Source organism: Nocardia sp. NPDC004582, from assembly GCF_053602115.1.
The window spans coordinates 1-24,873 of record NZ_JBSGCY010000055.1 but is presented as its reverse complement, the minus strand read 5'-3'; the positions used below and the strand labels follow the sequence as shown (position 1 = coordinate 24,873).

The window sequence follows — 24,873 nt, the reverse complement described above, 5'->3', positions numbered from 1 at the left end:
CACCCATGTCGGTGCTCTCCCGCGCCGCGGCCCCGCCGGCCACCCACGAGGTGGCGGCGGCCGTCGCCGCCCTGCTGACCAATCTCGACACCACCGCCCCCGAGTCCCTGTTCGCCGCCGCCGACGCCGCGGCGGCCCAGGGTGATCGATCCCTCGGCCTCGCCGATCCCGGCCTCGGCGCGCCCGAGGAGCTCTCCCCCCGACGGCTGCTCGGCCCCTCCGGCCTCGGGGCCCCGAGTCTCCGCGTGAACCTACCCACCCCCCAAGTGATCACGGAGCTCGCGGGACAGGCATCGCGTCCGCCGGCGCCCGCCGGTGGCGCGGTGCCGACGCCGCGGCCGCCGATCTCCCCGGCCCGGCCGCGGGGTCCCATCCCCCGGGCCCTCGGTTCCGGGCGGATTCCGGCGCCTCCGGCCACCGCACCCGCCGTACCGGTCACCCCGGTTGCCGGTGCGGTTCCGAGTTCGGTTGAGCCCCGCCAGGTCTCGCACGGACCGACCGGTCTGGGGACTGCCTCCACCCACCGGGCCCAGCCGCGGGGGTCGATGATTCCCACGCTCTACTGTCCACCGCCGGTGCGGGACAATCCGGCGCTCGCGGAGGCGGTGAACGTCGGAATCATCGCCTGGGCCGAGGAGATCGGGCTCTACGAGGGCCGGCTCGACGATCTCCGCAAGGCCGACTTCGGCCGGTTGATCATGCTCGCGCATCCGGATTGCGACGACGCGGACCGCTTGCTGGCCGTCGCCAAATGCGCGGTCTCGGAGTGGTCGGTCGACGACTACTACTGCGAGGAGGACGCCAGCGACATCGCACCGGACGGCAGCAAGTCCAGTGCGGAGGCCGAGCTGGGGCCCCGGCTCGAATTGGCCGCCGCCGCCATGGATCCGGTGCACCTGCCGCCCCGCTACCAGGTCAAGGTGGAGGAGGCGATGCGGGCCGATCCGATCCTGCGCGCCTTCCGCACCTCGTTCGAGCATCTGTCACGGTTCGCCACCCCGGCCCAGGTGGCCCGGTTGCGGACCGAGATCGCGGGCTGGTTCATCGCGCTCGGCGCCGAGGCGGGCTGGCGGGCGGCCGGGCGGATGCCGCCGGTGTGGGAATACCTGCTGAACCGGCAACCGCACAGCTTCCTGCCCTGTATGGCCCCGCTGGACGCGGTCGGCGGGTACGAGCTGCCGGCCGCGGAGTACTCCGATCCGCGGGTGCGGCGGGTGGTCACCACCGCCGCGCTGGCCAGCCAGATGGTCAACGACCTCTACTCGATGGCCCGCGAGGATCTCTCGGGCGGACGGGAATTCAACCTCCCGACCGTGCTGGCCGCCGAGGAGAACTGCTCGCGCCGCGAGGCCGTGCGGCGCACCGCCGAGGTCCACGACGAACTGGTGCACCGCTTCGAGGCCGAGGCGGGCGCGCTCGCCGCCACCGGATCCCCGGAACTGCGTCGCTTCCTGACCGGGCTGTGGGCCTGGATGGGCGGCAACCGCGCCTGGCACGCGGACAGTCGCCGCTACAACGACAATCCCTGAGCCGCTTCACATTCCGTGTATCCCGGTGTTCTCGTCCGCACTCCGGTGTGTTCGTTCGCGCAGTACTTCCAGCGTCATATCACCCATTCGAGAGGATGACCTGCCATGACCGCGCTCCACCCCCAGACCGACGCCGTGCTGAAGACCGAGTACCAGAAATCGGTCGCGTCGTACTGGAACAACAACCCCAACGACGACCGGGTCAACACCAAACTCGGCGAGGTGGACGGCCTCTACCACCACCACTACGGCATCGGCGAACCCGATCTGTCGGTCCTCGAGGGTCCGGCGGAGACCCGCCAGGAACGCCTGGTCAAGGAGCTGCACCGGCTCGAGACGGCCCAGGCCGACTTACTGCTGGACCAGCTCGGCGACATCCGCCCCGGCGACGCGCTGATGGACGGCGGCTCCGGCCGCGGTGGCACCAGCTTCATGGCCAACCAGCGCTTCGGCTGCCGGATGGACGGCGTCACCATCTCCGAGTACCAGGTGGGCTTCGCCAACGACCAGGCCCGCGAGCGCGGCGTCTCGGACAAGGTGCGGTTCCACTTCAAGAACATGCTCGACACCGGGTTCGAGTCCGGCTCCAAGCGCGGCATCTGGACCAACGAGACCACCATGTACGTGGACCTGTTCGAGCTGTTCGCCGAGTTCTCCCGGCTGCTCGAGCCCGGCGGGCGCTACGTCTGCATCACCGGCTGCTCCAATGACGTGTTCGGCGCCCGCTCCTCCTCGGTGAGCTGGATCGACGCCCACTACGGCTGCAACATCCACCCGCGCAGCGAGTACTTCAAGGCGTTGGCGGCCAACAGTCTGGTTCCGGTCGCGGTCACCGACCTGACCCCGGACACCATCCCGTACTGGGAGCTGCGCACCCACTCCGAACTGGCCACCGGGGTCGAGAAACCCTTCCTGACCTCGTACAAGGAGGGCAGCTTCCAGTACCTGATGATCGTCGCCGATAAGGTGGGCAGGTGACCGGCACCCTTGACGCATCCGGCACCACCCCGGTGACGGCATCCGACGCCACCCCGGTGGCCGACCGTGAGACCCTGCTCGTCGAACTCGTCGACGAGCGGGGCGACGCGCGCGGATCACTGTCGGTGGCGGCGGCGCACACCGCGCCCGGGCAGCTGCATCGAGCGTTCTCGGTGCTGCTGTTCGACGCCGGTGGGCGGGTGCTGTTGCAGCAGCGGGCCGCGGTGAAGACCCGCTTCCCGCTGCTGTGGACCAATACCTGCTGCGGGCATCCCGAACCCGGGCAGCCGGTGCTGGAGGCCGCGGCCAAGCGGCTGCACGAGGAGCTCGGCGTCACCGCGGAGCTGTCCGAGGTGGGCGCGTTCACCTACCAGGCCACCGACCCGAACACCGGCCGCGTGGAATTCGAGTACGACCACGTCGTGATCGGGCGGCTGGACCAGGTCGCACCGCAGCCGAATCCGGACGAAGTGGCCGACACCGCGTGGGTGCGGCCGGACGTCCTCGCCGCGCAGGTGGCGGGCGACCCCGCCCGCTACACCCCGTGGCTGAGCGGCGTACTGAAGGTCATCGCCGCCCGCGGCTGAACGGCCGCAGCCCGGCGGCGCCACCGCCGCCGGGTCGCATCGCGGCGGCGACACCACCCGGGGCAGCGCCACACCCGGCGGATATCAGGTGAGAGCGGGCTCGCGCTCCGCGTCCAGCAGCCAGTCATTGGGCGCGAAGAGCTCGAAATGCACTCGCTCGGAAGGGATTCCGGCGGATTCCAGCTGGGCCCGGAGGTGTTGCAGGAAGCCGGTGCCGCCACACAGGTAGTAGTCCCCGTCCTGCGGGAGCTCGATCCCGGTCACGGTGAGCACGCCGTGGCCGTCGGCCTCGTACCAGGCACGGCAGTACACGTCCGCCAGCCGGGTGGCCAGATCCGCGACCGTCTCACGCAGCGGGTGCGCGGTGGTGGAGCGGTCGGCGTGCAGGATGACGGTTCGGCGCGTAGGCGCTTCGGCCGCCAGGTATTCCAGGATTCCAGCCATAGGAGTCACGCCGATGCCCGCGGAGATCAGCACGACCGGCGTGGTGGCCTCGGTGTCGATGGTGAGATCGCCGAAGGGCAGCGTGATCTCGAGGGCATCGCCCACCACGACGGTGTCGTGCAACCAGGTCGAGACCTCACCGGCGGGTGTGCCCGCCTCGGCGAGCACCTTGCGCACCGTGAACGCGAGCCGGCCATCGCCCCCGCGATTGACCAGGCTGTACTGGCGCAGCTGGCGGGCGCCGTCGGACAGCCGCGCGCCGACCGAGATGTACTGTCCCGGCGCGAATCCCGGCAGCGGGGTCGCCGGGTCGGCGGACTCCACCACGAAGGTGGCCACGCCCGAGGGGTCGTCGACCCGCTGCACCACGCGCGTCCGGCGGAACACGTCGCCGGGCTCGACCCCGGCGGCATCGTAGAGCTCGCGTTCGACATCGATGAGAGTCCGCGCCATCAGCCAGTACACGCGATCCCAGGCCGCGGCGATCTCCGCGGTCACCACATCCGCGCCCAGCACCTCGACGATGGCGGCGAACAGGTGCTCGTGCACGATCCGGTACTCGGGCTCGGTGACGCCGAGCGAGGCGTGCTTGTGGCCGATGCGGGAAAGCAGTTCCCGCGGATGCGGCAGATCCGGGTCCACGAGATGAGTGGCGAAGGTGGCGATGGAGGCGGCGAGGGCCTTCTGCTGTGCGCCGTCGTGCTGGTTGCCGCGATTGAAGCGGTCCCGCAGCAGTTCCGGGTGGGCGGCGAACATTCTCGTGTAGAACAGCGCGGTGATCCGGTCGATGTGCGCGGCCACCAAGGGCAGGGTCGCACGAATCACGTCGGCGTGCTCGGCCCCCAGCGACGGGGTATTGGGCTCAGCCAATTCGACGACGTTGTGGAGCGCGGAATCCGGCGCGAGCCTCATGAAGGTCTCCTAGGTGTCGATGAGTTCCGCTGCCGGGAAGACCGGCAGATGCAGCAGTTCCACGGTTCGCTGATCCACCAGATCGGACAGCCGGTACCGATCGAGCTCGGCATAGAACGCTTTCTGCGCGGTCGCGAGGAGACCCCGCAAACGGCAGGCATTCGCGAGCGGGCACGGATTGGCCCCGGCACAGTCGATGACTTCCTCGGCACCTTCCAGCTTCCGGACAATGGTGCCGATGGTGGTGGCGCGGCCGGCTTCGGTCAGGAAGATCCCGCCGGTGCGCCCGCGCTGGGACTCGACATAGCCGAGTTCGGCCAGCTTGGAGACGGCCTTGGCGACGTAGTTCTCCGAGGCGTTCACCTGTCGCGCAATGAGTTTGACGGTGACGCGCTCGTCGGCCCCACTACTGACCGCCAGGCGCATGAGCGACCGCAAGCCGAGATCGGTGAACCGGGAGAGCTGCATGAGATCCACGGTACTAATTGCGATTCCGAAAAGCCGAATATTTCGGCTGTGCCCTTTAATACGCAAAAGCGTGCGGAATATGTAAGCCGCACCACATTCGACGAAGCCGCTTTATCGCCGAAATGGCAAATCCCTGGCAGCGTCCGGCACCGCTGCCAGGGATCTCGGTGAGGGATGACCCTCAGGCCTCGACCATCAACTTGGTGCGTGTGGCCAGTCCGTAGTAGATGACCAGCGCCAGACCGCAGCCGATGAACCAGCTGTACTGGGCGGCGGTGTGCATGCCGTAGACGTCCTTGGCCAGGACCGGGAACACCGCCGCGATGGCGCCGATCACGGTGGCGATCACCGCGACCGGGTTGAATCCGTTGCGGTACCAGTACTTCCCGGTCTCGGCCATGGTGAACAGCTCGTCGACCACGATGGTCTTCTTGCGCACCAGGTAGTAGTCGGCGATGAGCACGCCGAACAGCGGGCCGATGAACGCGCCCAGCACTTCCAGGGTGTAGTGGATGACGTCGGGGTTGTTGTACAGGTTCCACGGCGTGATCAGCACCGACCCGACCGCCGCGATCATGCCGCCCATCCGCCAGGAGATCTTCTGCGGGCTCACGTGCGAGAAGTCGAAGGCGGGCGAGATGAAGTTGGCGACGATATTGATGCCGACCGTGGCGATGGTGAAGGTCAGCGCGCCCAGCACGATCGCGAAGGTGGAGTCGATGCGCGAGACGGTCTCGACCGGATCGGTGATGAGCTCGCCGTACACCGGGATGGTCAGCGAGGCGGTGATCACCACGAGCAGCGAGAAGGCCAGGAAGTTGACCGGCAGCCCGAGCAGGTTGCCGCGCCTCACCGAGGCCAGGGACTTGCTGTAGCGGGAGAAGTCGCCGAAGTTCAGCATGGGCCCGCAGAAGTAGGACACCACCAGCGCGATCGCGCCCAGCACCACCGGCAGCGCGTCCCAGCCGTGGTACTTCACCGCACCCAGCTGCAGGTCGATGGCGCCCCAGCCGGCCTTGTAGATCAGATAGCCGCACAGGAAGAACATGACGACATAGACGGCGGGACCGCAGAAGTCGATGAACTTGCGAATGGACTCCATGCCCTGCCAGAACACGGCGGCCTGCACCACCCACAGCACCAGGTAGGCGCCCCAGCCGAGCAGCGACAGCCCGAGGAAGCCGTAGTCACCGGATTTGGCGTAGGGCGCCAGGCTCGGGAAGAGCTTGACCGCCACCACGATCAGCGCGGCCGAGGCCAGGTAGGTCTGGATCCCGTACCAGGCCACCGCGATCAGGCCGCGGATGATGGCCGGGATATTGGCGCCCTTCACGCCGAAGGCGCTGCGGCACACGACCGGGTACGGGACGCCCGCGCGCTGACTCGGCGCGGCCACGAGGTTGCACAGGAAATATACGATCGTGATGCCGATGAGCAGGGCGGCGAGCACCTGCCAACCGGCCAGGCCGAGCGCGAAAAGGCTACCGGCGGTGACGTATCCGCCGACGCTGTGCACATCCGACATCCAGAAGGCGAAGATGTGGTACGAGCCCCAGGTCTGTTTTTTCAGGGGGGCGAGGTCGTCATTGGTGAGCCGAGGGTCGTAGTCTGGAGCCGGTGGCGCCGCTGCTGATTCCGCGCCCGCCGATGCGGGAGTGACGATGTCGGTCATGGGGTGGTTATCCGATCCGAAAGCCGATGAGTGAGCTCAAGGTAGGAACGAGCCGTTCCCCATGGATTGCTTTTCGGTTTCCGGGTCATTGCGTGATCCGTATATCTTTTTCGACCAGCCCGTTCACATGTGCTTCACATTTCCCGGGCCGAGTGTGCGGTATTGGCCATTGTCCCGGCGTCGCGCCGCCCCGCGGGTGAGGTGAATTCCTGGCAACATGACGCGCATGGAGCTCATGGCGCGGATCGAGGCGGCGGCGACCCTGCTCGAACCGGTGATCCGCCGGACGCCGGTGGTCGGTTCGCGGGTGCTGGCCGAGCGGATCGGGCACCCGGTGTGGCTGAAATGCGAGAACCTGCAGCGCACCGGATCGTTCAAGCCGCGCGGCGCCTACAACCGGATCGCGAATCTGTCACCCGCCGAGCGGGAACGCGGTGTGGTGGCGGCCAGCGCCGGCAATCACGCGCAGGGGGTGGCCTGGGCGGCGACCTCGCTGGGCATCGACTCCACGGTGTTCATGCCGGTCGGCGCGGCCCTGCCGAAGCTGGTGGCCACCAGGGCCTATGGTGCGACCGTGCATCAGACCGGCGACACCGTCGACCAATGTCTCACGGCCGCCAAGGAATTCGCCGAGCGCACCGGGGCGACGCTGGTGCACCCGTTCGACCACCCCGATATCGTGGCCGGACAGGCGACGGTCGGGCTCGAAATCCTCGACCAGCTCCCGGATGTCGGCACCGTGCTGGTGCCCACGGGCGGCGGCGGCCTGCTGGCCGGGGTGGCCGCGGCCGTGGGCCTGCTGCGCCCGCGGGTCACGGTGATCGGTGTCCAGGCCGCCGAGGCCGCCGCCTGGCCCGCCTCCCTCTCCGCCGGGAAGCCGGTCGCGCTGGAGCAGATGTCCACCATGGCCGACGGTATCGCGGTCGGCCTGCCCGGTGAGGTGCCGTTCGAGCATGTCCTCGACTTCGCACCGCGGATCGTCACCGTCGACGAGGACGCCCTGTCCAAGGCCCTGCTGCTGTGCATGGAACGGGCCAAGCTCATCGTCGAGCCCGCGGGCGCCGCCGGCGTCGCCGCCCTGATGGCCTGCACCGCAGCGGAACTCGAACTCCGGGGCCCGGTCTGCGCCATCCTCTCCGGCGGCAATATCGACCCCCTGCTGCTGACCCGCGTCATCGGCCACGGCCTCAGCGCCGCGGGCCGCTATCTGGCCGCCCGCGTCACCATCTCCGACCGCCCCGGCAGCCTGTCGCGCCTGCTCTCCGAACTGGGCCGCACCGGCGCGAACGTCCTCGACGTGGCCCACTCCCGCACCGGCGCCTGGCTGGCCATCGACGAGGTCGAGGTCCTGCTCACCCTGGAAACCCGCGGCCCCACCCACCGCGACGAAGTCCTCGCCGCGCTCGCCGACGCGGGCTACCTGGTGCGCGTCCAGGACTGACGGCCCCACCCCGAATCTCAGTGGGCCCCACCGAGTTCCAGCGCCAGCACCCCCGCGATGACCAACACGATCCCCCCGATCTGCACCGCCGTGATCCGCTCGTCCAAGAACAGCGCCCCGATGGTCGCCACCGCCACCACCCCGACCGCCGACCAGATCCCGTACGCCACCCCGATGGCCATCCCCCGCTTCAGCGCCTGCGACAGGAAGTAGAACGCCGCCCCGTACCCGATCACCACGATGATCGACGGCACCACCTTGCTGAACCCCTCGGAGATCTTCAGCGACACCGTCGCCGTCACCTCACACGCGATCGCCAGCGCCAACAGCAACAAGGTCATGGCCGCACAATAGCGACGCTGACCCGTCAGAGGTGCACCAGCGCGGTCATCGGAGCTACTCCCAGTGTGGTGAGCACCGCGGCCCCGTCGGCTGCCTCCGCCCCACCGGCCAGGATCCTGGTGCGCGCCGCCTGGTAGCGGCAGCCCGCGGCGTCGAAAGTGGCAGCGGTGGACAACAGTCGGTCGCGGTCCTTGGCGAGTAGGGCCTCGGCGCGGTCGATGATGGCCGCGGCCACCGGATTTCCGTCGACCGCCGTCCTGGCCTGGTCGAATTCGCCTGCGGCATCGGCGTTCCCGGCGAACGCGGCGGCCTCGGCGTGCAGGGCCAGGTACCACGGCAGCCAAGCGCCCGGCACCCGTGCGCTCGCCTCGGCCACGGTGAGTTCGGTGCGTTCCAGGGCGTCCTCGGGCTGGCCGTGGTGGAGCATCAGGAGGGCGTCGAAGACGGCCTGGTAGCCGTCGGCGTCGGCGGCCGGGGTGCCGAGTTGCTGGAGGACGCCGGTCCATTCGCGTTCGGCGTCGAAGTCGTCGCGCAGGCCGTGGATCATGCGGACACCGGCCACGGCGGCGCCCAGGGCCGAGCGGGCGGGCCGGTCCTCGCGATGCCAGGCCTCGAGGAAGCGCGCGCCGTGGGTGAGGACGTCGTCGACATTGCCGGCCAGGGCGTCCGCGACCAGGAGGCGGCTGGTGGCGGTGTGGCCGACCTCGGCCAGCATCGGGTGTTCGGCCAGTTGGCGCCCCCACCGCCGGGCCCCGGCGAGATCGCCTGCCCCGAGCCCGAATTCGGTGGCTTGACCGAGCGCGTCGACCAGTTCGTGGGTGCCGACCGGGTTGTCCGGCGTGGTCGACAGCAGCCGGATGCGCCGCCGGGCGGTCGCCGCGGCGGCCCGCAGATCCCCGGCGCGACTCTGGGCGGCGGCGAGCGCGTCGAGGGCGGCCGATTCGGCGTACGGATCCCGGGTGCCGTGCGCGAGCTCGACGGCCCGTTCCGCCCGCGACAGGGCTTCCGGCGCGGCGATGTCCGAGCCGCCCTGTGGCGCGGTGAACGGATTGGCGAACACGATGGTCTCGGCCAATTCGACCGCCGCCCGAGCGGCCTCGCCCCGCACCGCGGCGAGGAGCGCTGCAGTGTCATTCTCGGTCGCCACAGCCGGGTCGATCAGCCCTCGCGCCGCGGTGATGAGCGCTTCCGCGTCACGTCGCTCAGGGAGGCGCTCGAATTTGCCCCAGAAGCGGTAGGCGCAGGATGCCGCCGTCGCCAGGTCGATGGCCGCGGCGGCGGGATCACCGGCGCGCTGGGCGAATTCGGCGGCGGAGCGGTGCAGGCGGTACATGTCGTCGCCGTTGCCGCCGCAGCCCGCCGCGGCGGCCGACTGGCGGAGCAGGTCGGCGGCGACGGCGGGGTCGTCGGCGAGGTACGCGGCTTGTTCGTGGCGCCATTGGGATTCGCCGGTGAGGTGGCGCGCGAACAGCAGGTGCGCGAAGCCGCGGGCCAGTTCGAACGCGTCGGTCCGCTGATCCGGGCGTTCGAAGGCCCAGCCGAGGCCGGCGCGGAAATCGTCGGCGGCGATATCGAATCGGGGCCGCCAGCCCTCGCGCACGGAGCCGAGTTCGGCCGCCTCCGACGCGCACCAGCGCAGGTGGGCGGCGCGGGCGGCGTCGAGTTCACCGGCGGCGTCGAGCTGTTCCAGTCCGTACTGACGGATGGTCTCCAGTGCCCGGAACCGGGTTCCGGTCGGGGTGTCGGTGACGACGAGCAGGCTCTGCTCGGCCAATCGCGCCAATCCGGCTGCCACCGTGCCCTTGTCGACGCCCGCGGCCGCGGCGGCCGCCTCGACGGGGAAGACGGCCATGAACACCGAGATCCGGCGCAGCACGGTGCGGTCCTCGGGTTCGAGCAGGGCGTGGCTCCAGTCGAGGGCGGCGCGGACCGAGCGGTGCCGGTCGTCGGCGCGGGCGCCGCCCGACAGCATGCGCAGCTGATCGTCCAAACCGGCGGTGAGGCCGTCCAATCCGAGTGAGGTCCACCGGGCGGCGGCCAGTTCGATGGCCAGCGCCACGCCGTCGAGGCGTCCGCAGAACGCCGCCACCTGGTCGCGCAGCGCGTGATTGGGCGGCCAGCCGCCGGCCGCCGCGCGGTCCATGAACAGGGCGACGGCGTCCGAATCGCCTTCCCCGGCAAGCGACATCGGCGGCACGGTGTAGATGTGTTCGAACGGCACCAGCAGCCGGGCGCGGCTGGTGGCCAGCACGCGCACACCGGGGCAGGTGGCCAGCAGCTCTTCGATGAAGGGGGCCACGCCGTCGCGGACGTGTTCGCAATTGTCCAGGACCAGCAGGGCATTGCGGTCGACGAGCGCGGCCAGCACGGCGCGGTCGAAGGGTCGGCCGGGTTGTTCGCCGATGCCGAGGGCCATGGCGACGGTGCCCGCGACCACGCAGGTATCGGGGCTCGCGACCGGCACCAGGTCGACGAACCACACGCCGTCGGCGAATTCGGCGCCCACCTCCGCGGCCACGGCGAGGGCCAGCCGGGTCTTGCCGACGCCGCCGGGTCCGACCGCGGTCACCTGCCGCCGGGTCCGGAGCAGTTCGGCGAGTTCGGCGCGTTCACCGGTGCGGCCGATGAACGAGGTCAACGGTGTCGGCAGCACGGGCGCGGCCTGCGGGCTCGCGGCGCGGGTGGCGGCGGCGTGCTGGGCCAGCGCCCGGCGGTCGGGCACATCGAGTTTGCGCAGCAGCGAGGAGACGTGGCTCTCCACCGTGCGCACCGAGATGAACAGTCGCGCACCGATCTCGGCATTGCTGAGGTGCTCGCCCACCAGGGCCAGCACCTCGGCTTCACGGGTGGAGATCTCCAACGTCACAGCCATGAACCCAGTCTGCCGTATGGGATCGGCCGCGGCGGTACGGGCAGCGATCGGTGTCGCTCTCCGTGGTGGCTTCCGTGGTCGCCACGGATGTGACCGAGGGGTCCCGGAGGCGAAGCTGGAAGCACACCGAACGAACACCCGCTCACCAGGAGAAACAATGACCACCCAGGGCATCAGGACCGTGCTGCACCCCGTCGCCGACCTGGCGACCGCCAAGACCGTGTACACCGCGCTGCTGGGCTTGGAGCCGCAGACCGACTCCCCCTACTACGTGGGCTTCGACGCCGAGGGCCAGCACATCGGTCTGGTCCCGGCGGGCAGCCCGCAGAGCCCGGCCGGCCCCGTCTCCTACTGGCACGTCACCGACATCGAGGCCAAGATCGCGGCGCTCACCACCGCGGGCGCGACGGTCCGGCAGGCCGCCCGCGAGGTCGGCGGCGGCCGCCTGGTCGCGACCGTGACCGACGCCGACGGCAATGTCCTGGGCCTCATCCAGGACCGCTGACCCTCCCCCTCGTCCCCTTCTCCCCCACTCCCGCAAAGGAATCCAGCCATGGCCACCGAGAACCCCGCCGAGCAGACCACCGTCGGTTTCAGCGCCGACGAGCGCGCCGCCATGAAAGCCCATGCCGAGGAACTGAAGACCGCCGCGCGCCGCCGCAACTCCCGCTCCGCCAAGGCCGACGGCGAGCAGGACGTGCTGGCCAAGATCGCCGAGATGGACGACGCCGACCGCGCGATCGCCGAACGCCTGCACGCCCTGGTCAAGTCCATCGCCCCCGAGCTCGGCGCGAAGACCTGGTACGGCATGCCGTCCTACACCCGCGACGGCAAGATCGTGTTCTTCTTCCAGCCCGCCGCCAAGTTCAAGTACCGCTACGCCATCCTGGGCTTCAACGATGCCGCCAACCTGGACGACGGCGAGATGTGGCCGGTCAACTACGCGCTGAAGAGCATGACACCCGCCACCGAGGCCCGCATCACCGAACTCATGCGGCAGGCCCTGAGCTAGAACCCCACAGCTGGAGAACACCCACGGGCGACTTTCCCCGGCCGGATTCGAATCCTTTTCCGGCCGGGGACGCTCTTATGGTGGTGACTGTACGAATCGAAGTGAGAGAGCAGGGCGTGGAACGCGGCTGGGCCGGTGAGCAGCTGGTGACAGCGGCCCAGAACGGTGACCGCGAGGCGATCGCCGCCGTCGTGTACGGCGCGCATCCGCATGTGCGCAGGTTCGCGCGGCAGCTGTGCGCCTCCGACACCGATGCCGAGGACGCCACGCAGGAAGCGCTGATCATCCTGTACCGCAAGATCGGCACGCTGCGCGCGACCACCGCGCTGGCGTCGTGGATGTTCCGCATCGTCCGCAACGAGTGCCTGCGCCGGGCGCGGCGAGTCCTGGACCACGCGCCGCGGACCGAGACCGTCGACGTCGTCGGCTCCGCCGAGGACGAGGTGCTGCGGCGACTGGACGCCGACCAGCTGGCCGAGGCGATCACAGCCCTGCCCGAGGTGCAGCGCCGGGTGCTGATCATGCGCGATGTGCTGGGCTATCCCGGCCGCGCGACCGCCGACGCGCTCGGATTGAGCACCGCGGCAATGAAATCGCAGCTGCACCGCGCCCGCGCCGCGGTCCGCCAGGGCCTCGACGACCGTCGCTGACCGCCGGCCCGGTCGCACCACCGGTCATCTCCACCATCTCGCACGCCCACCCCTGACGAAGGGACGCTCCACCATGCTCACCACCGGACACCCCGCGCCGAATCTGGATCTGATCGATACCGCCGGACAGCCCTGGCGGCTGTCGGACAGCCGCGACGCGCGCGGCGCCCTGCTGTATTTCATGCGCTCGACCTCCTGCCCGATCTGCAACCGGCACGTCCGTGATCTGATCGCGCGGCGCGACTTCTTCGACGACGAGAACATCCGGGTCGTGATCGTGGTCCCCGAGGATCGCGACGCCGCGCTGGCCTGGAAGACCAAGCACGCCATACCGTTCGCCGTCCTGACCGGCTCGACCGGCGACCCGCACGAGTCGGTCGGCCTGACCCGCCGCGTCTTCGGTTCGATGCAGCAGTCGGGCACCGTGCTGGTCGACGCCGAGGGCACAGTCCGCCACACTCATGGCGCGACCATGCCGGTCAGCAGCTACGACCGGAAGGGCATCACCGCCGCTGTCCTCACCCTGCGGGACACGCGGAACCAAGCCCTGCGGGACACGCGGAATTAAATGGGATGCGGCGGGTGCGGGCCTGTGGTTACAGTGCTCGGCATGTGGCTGTTCCTGTTCTCCTGAGCGCGATTCGCGTCTGACGCCCGGCGGTCTGTCGTCTCGACCGCCCGTGGCTTTCCCGATTCCGGCCGGCACCCGATCCGGTTAGTCGGTCACGCATATTTCTAGGAGGACTTGTGCCCGAGCACTTCTCGCTGCCTGCTACTCCCGCATCGTCGGCAATTTCCGCGTCGTCGGCAATTCCCGCATCGCCGGAAATCCCCGCGTTGCCTGAAATCCCCGCGTCGCTTGCAATTCCGGCGTCGCCTGCCATCCCCGCGTCGCTTGCAATTGCGGCGTCGCCCACTGTCCCCGTGTCGCCCGACATCCCTGTCGAGACCCCCGAGGAGCCTCGGCTCTCGCGGGCCGAACGGCGCGGCAAAGGCGCGCGGAAACAACCCAATCGCGACGGCAAGGTGCACGACTCCGGTCGCGCGTCCGTGCCCGCCGCGAAACACATGAACTACCGTCGCGGATGACGAACGGCCCGTGGGGTTTCCGGAAAGGGAATCCCCACGGGCCGTTGTCGTCGCTCGACGAAGCTGTCGCCGCTGGTCAGCCCAGCCAGGCGCGCTGGGTGGCGGCCGTGCCGCGCACCTCTTCGAGCTGCTTGGCGACCTGGGTTCCGGCGGTGCCGCCGCGCGCGTTGCGGGAGGCGATCGAGCCCTGCACCGTGAGCACCTCCCGCACAGCGGGGGTGAGCGCCGGGTCGACGGCCGCGAACTCCGCGTCGGTCAGTTCGTCCAGGCCGACGCCGCGCGCCTCGGCGGCGCGGACGCAGCCGCCCGCGGCCTCGTGCGCGACACGGAACGGAACGCCCTGGCGGACCAGCCATTCGGCGATGTCGGTGGCTAGGGTGAAGCCCGCGGGGGCCAGCTCGGCCATGCGGTCGGTGTGGAAGGTCAGGGTGGAGACCAGGCCGGCGATGGCGGGCAGCAGCAGCTCCAGCTGGGCGACCGAATCGAAGACCGGTTCCTTGTCTTCCTGCAGGTCACGGTTGTAGGCCAGCGGCTGCGCCTTCAGGGTGGCCAGCAAACCGGTCAGGTTGCCGATGAGGCGACCGGCCTTGCCGCGGGTCAGCTCCGAGACGTCGGGGTTCTTCTTCTGCGGCATGATCGACGAGCCGGTGGACCAGGCGTCGGCGAGGGTGATGTAGCCGAATTCCGGTGTGCTCCAGATGATCACCTCTTCGGCCATGCGGCTGAGGTCGACCGCGATCATGGACAGCACGAACGCGGCCTCGGCGGCGAAGTCGCGCGAGGAGGTGGCGTCGATGGAGTTCGCGGCCGAGGAGTCGAAGTTCAGTTCGGCGGCGATGGCCTCCGGATCCAGGCCCAGCGAGGAGCCCGCCAGCGCGCCGGAACCGTAGGGCGACACCGCGGCCCGCTTGTCGAAATCGCGGATCCGCTCGATGTCACGCAGCAGCGGATGCGCGTGCGCGAGCAGGTGATGGGCCAGCAGCACCGGCTGGGCGGCCTGCAGGTGGGTCTTGCCGGGCATGACCGCGTCCGGATGCGCGGCCGCCTGCGCGACGATGGCGTCGACCACGTCCAGCACGCCGGCGGCGATGTGCCGCACCGCGTCCCGCAGCCACATGCGGAACAGGGTGGCCACCTGGTCGTTGCGGGAGCGGCCCGCGCGCAGCCGCCCGCCGAGCTCGGTGCCGACCCGGTCGATCAGGCCGCGCTCGAGCGCACCGTGCACGTCCTCATCGGATTCCAGCGGCCCGAACGCGCCCGAGGCCACGTCGGCGGCCAGCTGATCCAGCCCGGCCAGCATGCCCGTCAGATCCGATTCCGACAGCAGCCCGGCCTTGTGCAGCACGCGCGCGTGCGCCTGGGAGGCGCGGATGTCGTACGGCGCGAGCGCCCAGTCGAAGTGGGTCGACTTGCTCAGCGCCGCCATCGCCGCGGCGGGACCGGACGCGAAGCGTCCACCCCACAGCGCGCCTTCATTGGTGCTGCCGCCCTGGCTCATAGCGTGTCGTCTCCTCGGGGTCGGAGTGCGGTCATCAGAATGTGGTGGCCCATACCGGCCTTGGCCGTCTCCGGGACGGTACGGCCGCGGTCCTCGAGCAGGGTGACCGGGTCGCCCTCGGTCACCAGCCACTGGTGCATGGCGAACCAGGTGCGGGGGTCCTTGCGGTCCTCCCACGGGTAGAACAGGTTTTCCAGGTCGATCTTCACGCCCGCGTCGGCCATGACCTTGGCCCGGCGTTCCCGGAACTGGTCGGCCATGTCCTGGTCGGTGCCGAGGTTCAACGCGATCCGGCTGCCGGGCGCGCTGAGTTCGGCCACCTGCTCGAGCAGCTTGTCCTGGGCGTGACCGGGCAGGTAGCGCAGCAGTCCCTCAGCCAGCCAGGCGGTCGGCTCGCCGGGTTCGAAACCCTTGTCCAGCAAGGCTTTCGGCCAGTCCTGGCGCAGGTCGATCGCCACTTCGCGGCGGTCGGCGGCGGGTTCGTCCTCGGCGAGGGCTCGCGCTTTGAACGCCAGCACCTTCGGCTGATCCAGCTCGAAGATGCGGGTGCCCTCGGGCCATTCGAGCCGGTAGGCGCGGGCGTCGAGCCCGGCGGCCAGGATCACGATCTGCCGGATCCCGGCGCGCTGGGCGGCGGCGAAGTACTCGTCGAAGTAGATCGTCCGGGCGATCAGGACGCTGCCCATGGACCAGCCGCGCAGATCGGCGTCCTCGCCGCCCTGCTCGCTGTCGCCGAGGTTCCGCATCCCGGCCATGAGGTTGTTCCAGCCCTCGGAGCCGACCGCGCTCACCAGTTTCGCCGCGTACGGGTCGTGGAAGAGCGCGTCCTGCTGCCCGCTCTCGTGGGCGCGCAGGGCCGCGACGCCGAGGGCGGTCGCGCCCACGCTCTCCGTGATGTCCCAACTGTCGTCATCGGTTCGCATGGGCGCGTCTCCTTCGGCCGGGTGTCACAACAAGAACTGCCCGGATCGACGCTACTACTTGCTGTTGAGGTCCCGTCGCGCCGCGACCTTGGAGGACAGGCCGTGGATCTGGACGAAGCCCTTGGCCAGCGACTGGTCGAAGGTGTCGCCCTCGTCGTAGGTGGCCAGGTTGAAGTCGTAGAGCGACTCGTCGGAGCGACGGCCGTTGACGACCACGCTGCCGCCGTGCAGCACCATGCGGATCTCGCCGGAGACGTGCTGCTGGGTGTCCTGCACGAACGCGTCGAGAGCGCGCTTGAGCGGGGAGTACCACAGGCCGTCGTACACCAGCTCGCCCCAGCGCTGCTCGACCTGGCGCTTGTAGCGGCCCAGCTCGCGCTCGATGGTGACGGCTTCCATCTCCTGGTGGGCCGCGATCAGCGCGATGGCGCCGGGGGCCTCGTAGATCTCACGGCTCTTGATGCCGACGAGCCGGTCCTCGACCATGTCCAGCCGGCCCACGCCCTGACGGCCGGCGCGCTGGTTCAGCTCGGTGATGGCCTCGAGCATGGTGACCGGGCGGCCGTCGATGGCGACCGGGACACCCTTGTCGAAGGTGATGATGAGCTCGTCGGGCGCCTCGAAGTTGACGGTCGGGTCCACGGTGTAGTCGTAGACGTCCTTGGTCGGGGCGTTCCACAGGTCCTCGAGGAAGCCGGTCTCGACCGCGCGGCCCCACAGGTTCTGGTCGATGGAGAACGGCGACTTCTTGCTCACGTTGATCGGGAGCTTGTTCTCGCCGGCGAACTCGATGGCCTTCTCGCGGGTCCAGGCGTAGTCGCGGACCGGGGCGATGACCTTCAGGTCGGGGGCGAGCGCGCCGATGCCGACCTCGAAGCGGACCTGGTCGTTGCCCTTGCCGGTGCAGCCGTGCGAGACGGTGTCGGCGCCGTGGTACTCGGCGGCCTCGACCAGGTGCTTGACGATCAGCGGCCGGGAGATGGCCGAGACCAGCGGGTAGCGGCCCATGTAGAGGGCGTTGGCCTGCACGGTGGGCAGGCAGTACTCGTCGGCGAACTCGTCGCGGGCGTCCACGACGATGGACTCGACCGCGCCGCAGTCCAGCGCGCGCTGGCGCACGTCGTTCATGTCCTCGCCGCCCTGGCCGAGATCGATGGCGACGGCGACGACCTCGGCGCCGGTCTCCTTACCGATCCAGCTGATGGCGACCGATGTGTCCAGTCCGCCGGAGTAGGCGAGTACGACGCGCTTGGTCATAGTCCGTGTGCTCCTCAGTAGTCCGTTTAGGCCCTCGACCGGTGCGCTGCCCGCGGTCCCTTCCCGGTCCCGTGGTGCGCTCCGTCGTCCTGCAAATGATTATGCATGACGATGCAATCCCATTCATAACCGGGGTCCCCGCCTGCGCCTACCGCCGCGCCCGTCACCCTCGGGAACCTTGCCCCGGCACCCGAACAGGGATACAGTACGGACGTACGGTTTGGGAAATTCGACGATCGGAGGACCCCATGTGGGACCCGGAGACCTACCTCGCCTTCGACGATCTGCGCGCGCGACCGTTCTTCGATCTGGTCCACCGGGTGCGAGCCGACCGGCCCCGGCGCGTGGCCGATCTGGGCTGCGGCCCAGGCAATCTCACCGTCACCCTCGCCGAGCGCTGGCCCGACGCGACCCTCGAGGCCTTCGACTCCTCCCCCGAAATGGTCGCCGCCGCACGCGAACACGGCATCGACGCCTCCGTCGCCGACGTCCGCGACTGGCGCCCCTCCCCCGACACCGACGTGGTCGTCACCAACGCGGTCCTGCAATGGGTCCCGGATCACCTCGCCCTGCTGCCGACATGGATCGACGCCCTGCCCGGCGGCGCCTGGCTCGCCCTCCAGGTCCCCGGAAACTTCGACGCCCCTTCCCATATCGCGATCCGCGAGGTCGCCGCCTCCCCGCGCTGGCGCGAACGCCTGTCGGCGGCAGGCATTCTCGACCGCCGGGCGGTCCCGGACGCGGCCGGGTACGCCGCGGTCCTGGCCGCCGCCGGATGCGCGGTCGACGCCTGGGAGACCACCTACCTCCAGCCCCTGACCGGCGAAGACCCGGTCCTGCACTGGGTTACGGGCACGGCCCTGCGCCCGGTCCGCGACACCCTCGACGACCAGGAGTGGCAGCGGTTCCGCGCCGACCTCGCCCCGATTCTGCGCGATGCCTACCCCCGCAATCCGGACGGCACGACGTGGCTGCCGTTCCGGCGTGTTTTCGCGGTGGCGCACAAGGTCTCCGCGATCGCGCACGAGGCGCAGTGAAACCTCAGGCCGGGTGACGCTCGGGCCGGGCGAAGGCTCAGGCCAGCTGTTCGATCTTGGCGGCGAGTTCGGCGCCGGTCATGGGTTCGCGGGCGATGACCGCGATGGTGTCATCGCCGGCGATGGTGCCGACGACCTCCGGCAACGCCGCGCGGTCGAGGGCGCTGGCGAGGAAGTGGGCCGCGCCGGGCGGGGTGCGCAGGACCGCGATATTGCCGCTGGCATCGGTGGAGACCAGCAGGTCACCCAGCAGTTTCGAGAGGCGTTCGGTGCCGCCGGTGACGCCGCGGACGGGGCTGCCGTCCTCGGGGACCACGTAGACGCCCGCGCCGCCGTCGGCGGCGCGCAGCTTCACCGCGCCCAGTTCGTCGAGGTCGCGGGAGAGGGTGGCCTGGGTGGTGTCGATGCCCTCGCCGGAGAGCAGGGCGGCCAGTTCGGACTGGCTGCGGACCTCGTGCTGGGCCAGGATGGCGACGATGCGGGCTTGCCGGCCCGCTCGGGTGCGCGCGACGGCCGCACCGGACTTACCCGAAGCCGGTGCGGCCGTGCGTCGTTCGCCGCTGCTCACCTCTCGCCTCGCTCGAATCGCTCGAGCAGCCAGACCAGCAGGGCCTTCTGGGCGTGCAGACGGTTCTCGGCCTCATCCCAGACGGCGCTGTGCGGGCCGTCGAGGACCTCGTCGGTGATCTCCTCGCCGCGGTGGGCCGGAAGGCAGTGCAGGACCGTCACATCCGCGGCGGCGCGGGCCAGCAGCTCGGCGTTGACCTGGAACGGACGGAACGGGGCCACGCGGTCGCGGCCGTCGTTCTCCTGGCCCATGGAGGTCCAGGTATCGGTGACCAGGGCGTCGGCGCCGTCGACGGCGGCGAGCGGGTCGTGGGTGAGGGTAATGGTCGCGCCGGTCTCGGCGGCCCGCTTCTGCGCGGCGTCGACGATCCAGCCGAAGGGTTCGAAGCCCTCGGGGGCGGCGATGGTGACGTTCATGCCCGCGGTGACACCGCCCAGCATCAGCGAGTGCGCCATATTGTTCGCGCCGTCGCCCAGGAACGTGAGGTTGCGGCCGGTCAGGTCGTCGCCCTTGCGCTCGCGCAGGGTCTGCAGGTCCGCCAGCACCTGACACGGATGGAACTCGTTGGACAGCGCGTTGACGACGGGAACCGTTGCGGCACCGGCCATCTCGTCCAGGCGGGCCTGTTCGAAGGTGCGCCACACGATGGCGTCGACATAACGCGAGAGCACCCGGCCGGTGTCGGCGAGGGTCTCCTCGCGGCCCAGCTGGGTGTCGCGGCCGTCGACCACGACGGCGTGACCGCCGAGCTGGGCGATGCCCATCTCGAAGGAGAAACGCGTACGGGTGGAGTTCTTCTCGAACATCACCGCGACGCCGCGCGGACCCGCGAGGGGCTTGCGGGCCAGCGGCGCGGCCTTCAATTCCGCGGCCAGGGCCAGGATCTCGGCCTGTTCGGCGGGGGTGACGTCGTCGTCGCGCAGGAAATGCCGGATGGTCACTTGGACTCCTTCTGGGCCTGGGCGGCATCGAGGATGCCGGGCAGGTCGGACAGGAAGTTCTCGGCCTGGGTCTCGGTGAGCACCAGGGGCGGAGCGAGCCGGATCACGTTGGGCTTGGCGGGATTCAGCAGGTATCCGGCCTCGCGGGCGGCGAGATCGACCTCGGCGGAGACATCGTCGGTCAGCTGGATGCCGATCAGCAGGCCCGCGCCGCGCACATGATCCACCAGCGGGTGTCCGAGGTGCTCGATGCCGTCGACGAGGATCTTGCCGACCTTCTCCACGTGCGAGAGCAAACCCTCTTCGTCGATGGTCCGCAACACGGCCAGCGCCGCCGCCGCGCACACCGGGTTGCCGCCGAAGGTGGTGCCGTGCATACCCGGCTGCAGCAGGTCCGCGGCCGGGCCCTGGGCCAGCACCGCGCCGATGGGCAGACCGCCGCCGAGACCCTTGGCCAGGGTGATGACGTCGGGCACGATGCCCGCGGCCTGATGGGCGTAGAACGCGCCGGTGCGGCCGATACCGGTCTGCACCTCGTCCAGGATCAGCAGCGCGCCTTGGTCCTTGGTGATGGCGCGGGCCTTGGCCAGGTAGTCGGCCGGGGGCACCACGACGCCGCTCTCGCCCATGATGGGTTCGATGAACACCGCGGCGGTGTCCTTGTCCACGGCGGCGGCCAGCGCCGGCGCGTCACCGTAGGGCACGTGCACGACGCCGGCGGGCATCGGCTCGAACGGCTCCCGCTTGGACGGCTGCCCGGTGAGCGCGAGCGCGCCCATGGTGCGGCCGTGGAACGCCTCCTCGCAGGCGACGATCTTGGTACGGCCGGTCAGCCGCGCCATCTTGAACGCGGCCTCGTTGGCCTCGGTGCCGGAGTTGCAGAAGAACGCCTTGCCGTGGCCGTCGCCGAAGTGCGCGAGCAGCCGCTCGGCGAGTTCGATGACCGGTTCGGAGGCGTACAGGTTCGACACGTGGCCGAGGGTGCCCAGCTGCTGGGTGACCGCCGCCAGGATCGCCGGATGCGCGTGGCCGAGGCTGTTGACCGCGATGCCGCCCAGGAAATCGAGGTAGCGCTTGCCGTCGGCGTCGTAGACCACCGCGCCCGCGCCGCGCACCAGCGCGACCTTCGGGGTGCCGTAGTTGTTCATCAGTGCGGTCTGCCACCGCTGCTGAATGTCTGCGGTACTCATGAGATCTCCTGTGCGGGGGTGACCATCGTGCCGATGCCCTCCCCGGTGAACAGTTCCAGCAGGACCGAATGGGCGACGCGCCCGTCGATCACGTGCGCGGTCGGGACGCCGCCCTCGACGGCGCGCAGGCAGGCTTCCATCTTCGGCACCATGCCCTCGTCCAGCGACGGCAGCAACTTGGCCAGTTCGTCGGTGTCGATGCGGCTGGTCAGCGAGGACCGGTCGGGCCAATTGGTGTACAGGCCCTCGACATCGGTGAGGACGACCAGCTTCTCCGCGCCGATGCCCTCGGCGAGCGCGGCCGCGGCGGTGTCGGCGTTGATGTTGTGCACCACGCCGTCGGCGTCGGGGGCGATGGTGGACACCACCGGAATCCGGCCCGCCGCGATCAGATCCAGCACGGCGGACGGCTCCACCGAGGTGACGTCGCCGACCAGGCCGATGTCGGTGGCCTCCCCGTCGACCTGCACGGTGCGGCGGGTAGCGGTGAACAGGTGGGCGTCCTCACCGGAGATGCCGACCGCGTATGGGCCGTGGGCGTTGATGAGCCCCACCAGTTCCCGGCCCACCTGGCCGAACAGCACCATCCGCACCACGTCCATGACCTCGGGCGTGGTGACCCGGAAGCCGCCGCGGAATTCGCCGGTCATGCCGAGCTTCTTCAGCATGGCGCTGATCTGCGGGCCGCCGCCGTGCACCACCACCGGGTGCACGCCGACCGTGCGCAGGAACGCCATGTCGGCGGCGAAGGCGCGCTTGAGCTCGTCGTCGATCATGGCGTTGCCGCCGTACTTCACGACCACGATCTTGTCGCGGAACTTCTGCAGCCACGGCAGCGCGTCGGCGAGAACGTGCGCCTTGTCGAGGGCCGAAAGCTGTTTCACCACATCGCTCATGAGCTGTAGGCCGAGTTCTCTTCGACGTAACCGTGCGACAGGTCGGTGGTGCGGATCGTGGCCTCACCGTCGCCGAGGTTCAGTTCCACCAGCACCTGGATGTCGGGGCCGGACAGGTCCACCTCGCGGGCGCCGGGCGCGCCCGCGCCGTCGATGCACACCGGAGAACCGTTGAACGACACCGAGACCCGGTTCGGATCCAGTTCGATGGGCGCGATGCCGATCGAGGCCAGCACCCGGCCCCAGTTCGGGTCGGAGCCGAAGAAGGCGGTCTTGACCAGGCTGTCGCGCGCCAGCGCCCGCGCGCCGATCAGCGCCTCTTCTTCGCTGACCGCGCCCTTGACGGTGATGTGCACGCGCTTGGTGACGCCCTCGGCATCGGACATGAGCTGCTCGGCGAGGTCGTCGCAGACCGCGAGCACGGCGGCGTTCAGGTCCGCCTGGGTCGGGGTCACGCCGGACGCGCCGTTGGCCAGCAGCAGCACGGTGTCGTTGGTGGAGCAGGAGCCGTCCACGTCGAGGCGGTCGAAGGTGTAGCGGGTGGCGTTGCGCAGCGCCTCGTCCAGCTGGGCCGGGGTGGCGACCACGTCCGTGGTGAGCACCACCAGCATGGTGGCCAGCGACGGTGCGAGCATGCCCGCGCCCTTGGCCATACCGCCGACGTTCCACTTGTCCCGGTGGTGGAAGGCGGTCTCCTTCGGCACCGTGTCGGTGGTCATGATGGCGCGCGCGGCCTCGGCGCCGCCGGACAGGCCGCCGCCCATCTCGTGCACGATCTCGGTGACGGCGGGGATCAGCTTGTCCATGGGCAGCCGGTCACCGATCAGGCCGGTGGAGCAGACGGCGATCTCGCCCGCGCCGGTCTCGGTTCCCCAGTTGCTCAACGCCTTCGCGAGTTCCTCGGCGGTGGCGTGGGTGTCCTGGAAGCCGCCCGGGCCGGTGCAGGCGTTGGCGCCGCCGGAGTTCAGGATGACGGCGCGCAGGTGCCCGCCGGTCAGCACCTGCTGCGACCACAGCACCGGCGCGGCCTTGACCTTGTTGCGGGTGAACACGCCCGCGGCCGCGTACTCGGGGCCCTCGTTGAACACCAGTGCCAGGTCGGGCTTGCCGCTCTTCTTGATGCCCGCCGCGATTCCGGCCGCCCGGAAGCCCAGCGGCGCGGTGACGCCCTGGGACCGCACCAGCTTGCCGTTCCCCACAGCCCCGCTGTCGTTGCTGACGTTGTCGTTGCTCACGGTGCCACTCCTACGGTGGAAAGTCCTGCGGTCTCGTCGATTCCGAGGGCCAGGTTCATCGATTGCACCGCGGCCCCGGCGGTGCCCTTGGTCAGGTTGTCGATCGCGCCGATGACCACCAGCAGTCCGGCGTCGGTGTCCACGGTGACCTGGAGGGTGACGGCGTTGGAGCCGAGCACCGAACCGGTCTGCGGGAGCACGCCTTCGGGCAGCAGGTGCACGAAAGGCTCGTCGGCGTACGCCTTCTCGTAGACGGCCCGGGCCTGGGCGGCATCCACGGTGGTGGGGGCGGTGCAGGTGGCGAGGATGCCGCGCGGCAGCGGGGCCAGCACGGGGGTGAACGACACGCTCACGTCCGCACCGGCGGCGCCGCCGGAAGCCTGGGCGGCCTTCAGGTTCTGCGCGATCTCGGGGGTGTGCCGGTGCGCTCCGGCGATGCTGTAGGCCCGCAGCGAGCCCATCACCTCGGAGCCGAGCAGGCCCACGTCGAGTTTGCGGCCCGCGCCCGAAGTGCCGCTCACCGCAACCACATTCACCCGCGGTTCGACGATGCCCGCCGCGACGGCCGGGGCCAGCGCCAGACTCGACACGGTCGGGTAGCAGCCGGGGACGGCGATCCGGGTGGCGCCGCGCAGCTTGTCGCGGCCGCCGGGCAGTTCGGGCAGGCCGTAGGGCCAGTGGCCGGCGTGCGGGGTGCCGTAGTACTTCTCCCAGGCCGCGCCGTCGGTGAGCCGGAAGTCGGCGCCGCAGTCGATGATGATCGTGGAGTCCGGCAAGGCCGTGGCGATCGCCGCGGACTGGCCGTGCGGCAGCCCGAGGAAGACCACGTCGTGGCCGGAGAGTTCCTCGACGGTGGTGGGCGCGAGCACCCGGTCCGCGAGCGGCAGCAGATGCGGCTGCAGCTCACCGAGGGTGCTACCGGCGTTGGAGCCGGCGGTCAGCGCCCCGATCTCGAGGCGCCCGCTTCGGTAGGCGGGGTGTCCGAGGAGCAGGCGCAGCACTTCACCGCCCGCGTAGCCGCTCGCACCAGCTACCGCGACCCGCAGGGGCCCGTTCGAGGTATCCACCATGTGATGATTATGCACGACTGTGCAAGCTCATTCACAACCGGGCGGAAATCTGACAGGAAGCGCCGCTTACGGCACACTCGACAACGCCATGTACGACGACGCCACCCAACCGCTGCCGGTCGTCGGCCCCCAGCCGGGCCGCTCCCGCCGGGCACCGGAGACGCCGAATCCCGCTCCCCGCCGTTCACGGCGCGCCCAGGGCGACTCGAATCCCCCGCGCGCGGGCCGCCGGCGGAGCGAGGATCGACGTGGCGGCGGCGAG

Annotated in this window: 24 protein-coding genes; 10 read left to right on the top strand and 14 right to left on the bottom strand. The window is 70.1% G+C overall.

The genetic code is table 11. The annotated features are described in order from the left end of the window. Positions 1 to 5 precede the first annotated feature (5 nt). The 3 genes from ACWELJ_RS17370 to idi all read left to right on the top strand — a co-directional run bounded on the left by ACWELJ_RS17370 (position 6) and on the right by idi (position 3,094). The gene (locus tag ACWELJ_RS17370) at positions 6 to 1,529 is read left to right on the top strand and encodes a family 2 encapsulin nanocompartment cargo protein terpene cyclase (RefSeq protein ID WP_452367140.1); all 1,524 of its coding nucleotides are present in this window, start codon (positions 6 to 8) and stop codon (positions 1,527 to 1,529) included. Positions 1,530 to 1,634: 105 nt separating this feature from the next. Continuing rightward, complete coding sequence (locus ACWELJ_RS17365) at positions 1,635 to 2,507, top strand: geranyl diphosphate 2-C-methyltransferase (RefSeq protein ID WP_452367139.1); 873 nt, start codon at positions 1,635 to 1,637, stop codon at positions 2,505 to 2,507. Further along, positions 2,504 to 3,094 carry an isopentenyl-diphosphate Delta-isomerase gene (gene idi / locus ACWELJ_RS17360; RefSeq protein ID WP_452367138.1) on the top strand — a complete coding sequence of 197 codons (591 nt, stop codon included), beginning with the start codon at positions 2,504 to 2,506 and terminating at the stop codon, positions 3,092 to 3,094. The genes ACWELJ_RS17365 and idi overlap by 4 nt, the downstream gene beginning before the upstream one ends. Positions 3,095 to 3,178: 84 nt before the next feature. Here the strand turns inward: idi and ACWELJ_RS17355 are convergent, their stop codons facing one another. The 3 genes from ACWELJ_RS17355 to ACWELJ_RS17345 all read right to left on the bottom strand — a co-directional run bounded on the left by ACWELJ_RS17355 (position 3,179) and on the right by ACWELJ_RS17345 (position 6,590). Beyond that, positions 3,179 to 4,450: a globin domain-containing protein gene (locus tag ACWELJ_RS17355; protein WP_452367137.1), complete on the bottom strand. Its 1,272-nt coding sequence runs from the start codon at positions 4,448 to 4,450 to the stop codon at positions 3,179 to 3,181. Positions 4,451 to 4,459: 9 nt separating this feature from the next. Continuing rightward, positions 4,460 to 4,918 (bottom strand): RrF2 family transcriptional regulator, encoded by a 459-nt coding sequence (locus ACWELJ_RS17350; RefSeq protein ID WP_452367136.1) that lies wholly within the window; start codon positions 4,916 to 4,918, stop codon positions 4,460 to 4,462. Positions 4,919 to 5,099: 181 nt separating this feature from the next. Beyond that, positions 5,100 to 6,590 (bottom strand): NCS1 family nucleobase:cation symporter-1, encoded by a 1,491-nt coding sequence (locus tag ACWELJ_RS17345; protein ID WP_452367135.1) that lies wholly within the window; start codon positions 6,588 to 6,590, stop codon positions 5,100 to 5,102. Between the two features lie 217 nt (positions 6,591 to 6,807). Here ACWELJ_RS17345 and ilvA point away from each other — a divergent pair, with 217 nt between their 5' ends. Next, on the top strand, positions 6,808 to 8,031 hold the full coding sequence (ilvA, locus tag ACWELJ_RS17340; protein ID WP_452367134.1) for a threonine ammonia-lyase: 1,224 nt from the start codon (positions 6,808 to 6,810) through the stop codon (positions 8,029 to 8,031). Positions 8,032 to 8,048: 17 nt separating this feature from the next. Here ilvA and ACWELJ_RS17335 read toward each other — a convergent pair whose 3' ends face one another. After that, the gene (locus tag ACWELJ_RS17335) at positions 8,049 to 8,372 is read right to left on the bottom strand and encodes a DMT family transporter (RefSeq protein ID WP_452367133.1); all 324 of its coding nucleotides are present in this window, start codon (positions 8,370 to 8,372) and stop codon (positions 8,049 to 8,051) included. Positions 8,373 to 8,398: 26 nt separating this feature from the next. After that, entirely contained in the window at positions 8,399 to 11,245 is a 2,847-nt protein-coding gene (locus ACWELJ_RS17330) for an ATP-binding protein (RefSeq protein ID WP_452367132.1), read from the bottom strand. A 157-nt stretch (positions 11,246 to 11,402) separates the two neighbouring features. On the opposite strand from ACWELJ_RS17330, the gene ACWELJ_RS17325 reads away from it, so the two are divergent. The 5 genes from ACWELJ_RS17325 (at position 11,403) to ACWELJ_RS17305 (ending at position 13,996) form a co-directional block, all read left to right on the top strand. Next, positions 11,403 to 11,750, top strand: coding sequence for a VOC family protein (locus ACWELJ_RS17325; protein ID WP_452367131.1), 348 nt, complete (start codon positions 11,403 to 11,405; stop codon positions 11,748 to 11,750). Between the two features lie 48 nt (positions 11,751 to 11,798). After that, complete coding sequence (locus tag ACWELJ_RS17320; protein WP_452367130.1) at positions 11,799 to 12,257, top strand: iron chaperone; 459 nt, start codon at positions 11,799 to 11,801, stop codon at positions 12,255 to 12,257. Between the two features lie 101 nt (positions 12,258 to 12,358). Next, on the top strand, positions 12,359 to 12,907 hold the full coding sequence (locus ACWELJ_RS17315) for an RNA polymerase sigma factor (RefSeq protein ID WP_452367129.1): 549 nt from the start codon (positions 12,359 to 12,361) through the stop codon (positions 12,905 to 12,907). A 73-nt stretch (positions 12,908 to 12,980) separates the two neighbouring features. Further along, positions 12,981 to 13,475, top strand: coding sequence for a peroxiredoxin family protein (locus tag ACWELJ_RS17310; protein ID WP_452367128.1), 495 nt, complete (start codon positions 12,981 to 12,983; stop codon positions 13,473 to 13,475). Positions 13,476 to 13,654: 179 nt separating this feature from the next. Then, positions 13,655 to 13,996 carry a hypothetical protein gene (locus tag ACWELJ_RS17305; protein WP_452367127.1) on the top strand — a complete coding sequence of 114 codons (342 nt, stop codon included), beginning with the start codon at positions 13,655 to 13,657 and terminating at the stop codon, positions 13,994 to 13,996. Positions 13,997 to 14,072: 76 nt separating this feature from the next. Here the strand turns inward: ACWELJ_RS17305 and argH are convergent, their stop codons facing one another. The 3 genes from argH to ACWELJ_RS17290 are packed head-to-tail and all read right to left on the bottom strand — an operon-like array spanning position 14,073 to position 17,674. Further along, complete coding sequence (gene argH, locus ACWELJ_RS17300; RefSeq protein ID WP_452367126.1) at positions 14,073 to 15,494, bottom strand: argininosuccinate lyase; 1,422 nt, start codon at positions 15,492 to 15,494, stop codon at positions 14,073 to 14,075. After that, the gene (locus tag ACWELJ_RS17295) at positions 15,491 to 16,417 is read right to left on the bottom strand and encodes an SAM-dependent methyltransferase (RefSeq protein ID WP_452367125.1); all 927 of its coding nucleotides are present in this window, start codon (positions 16,415 to 16,417) and stop codon (positions 15,491 to 15,493) included. Before ACWELJ_RS17295 ends, argH begins: the two co-directional genes overlap by 4 nt. Positions 16,418 to 16,471: 54 nt before the next feature. After that, positions 16,472 to 17,674, bottom strand: a complete 1,203-nt coding sequence (locus ACWELJ_RS17290) for an argininosuccinate synthase (RefSeq protein WP_452367124.1) — start codon at positions 17,672 to 17,674, stop codon at positions 16,472 to 16,474. A 248-nt stretch (positions 17,675 to 17,922) separates the two neighbouring features. Here ACWELJ_RS17290 and ACWELJ_RS17285 point away from each other — a divergent pair, with 248 nt between their 5' ends. Continuing rightward, positions 17,923 to 18,711, top strand: coding sequence for a trans-aconitate 2-methyltransferase (locus ACWELJ_RS17285; protein WP_452367123.1), 789 nt, complete (start codon positions 17,923 to 17,925; stop codon positions 18,709 to 18,711). A 37-nt stretch (positions 18,712 to 18,748) separates the two neighbouring features. On the opposite strand, the gene ACWELJ_RS17280 is transcribed toward ACWELJ_RS17285, so the two are convergent. The 6 genes from ACWELJ_RS17280 to argC are packed head-to-tail and all read right to left on the bottom strand — an operon-like array spanning position 18,749 to position 24,611. Beyond that, positions 18,749 to 19,279 (bottom strand): arginine repressor, encoded by a 531-nt coding sequence (locus ACWELJ_RS17280; protein ID WP_357288465.1) that lies wholly within the window; start codon positions 19,277 to 19,279, stop codon positions 18,749 to 18,751. Continuing rightward, complete coding sequence (gene argF, locus ACWELJ_RS17275; protein ID WP_452367122.1) at positions 19,276 to 20,220, bottom strand: ornithine carbamoyltransferase; 945 nt, start codon at positions 20,218 to 20,220, stop codon at positions 19,276 to 19,278. Before argF ends, ACWELJ_RS17280 begins: the two co-directional genes overlap by 4 nt. Continuing rightward, complete coding sequence (locus ACWELJ_RS17270; protein WP_452367121.1) at positions 20,217 to 21,410, bottom strand: acetylornithine transaminase; 1,194 nt, start codon at positions 21,408 to 21,410, stop codon at positions 20,217 to 20,219. Before ACWELJ_RS17270 ends, argF begins: the two co-directional genes overlap by 4 nt. Then, entirely contained in the window at positions 21,407 to 22,306 is a 900-nt protein-coding gene (gene argB / locus ACWELJ_RS17265) for an acetylglutamate kinase (protein WP_452367120.1), read from the bottom strand. Before argB ends, ACWELJ_RS17270 begins: the two co-directional genes overlap by 4 nt. Beyond that, the gene (gene argJ / locus ACWELJ_RS17260; RefSeq protein ID WP_452367153.1) at positions 22,303 to 23,505 is read right to left on the bottom strand and encodes a bifunctional glutamate N-acetyltransferase/amino-acid acetyltransferase ArgJ; all 1,203 of its coding nucleotides are present in this window, start codon (positions 23,503 to 23,505) and stop codon (positions 22,303 to 22,305) included. The genes argB and argJ overlap by 4 nt, the downstream gene beginning before the upstream one ends. Positions 23,506 to 23,537: 32 nt before the next feature. Next, positions 23,538 to 24,611: an N-acetyl-gamma-glutamyl-phosphate reductase gene (gene argC, locus ACWELJ_RS17255; RefSeq protein WP_452367119.1), complete on the bottom strand. Its 1,074-nt coding sequence runs from the start codon at positions 24,609 to 24,611 to the stop codon at positions 23,538 to 23,540. Between the last annotated feature and the right edge of the window lie 262 nt (positions 24,612 to 24,873).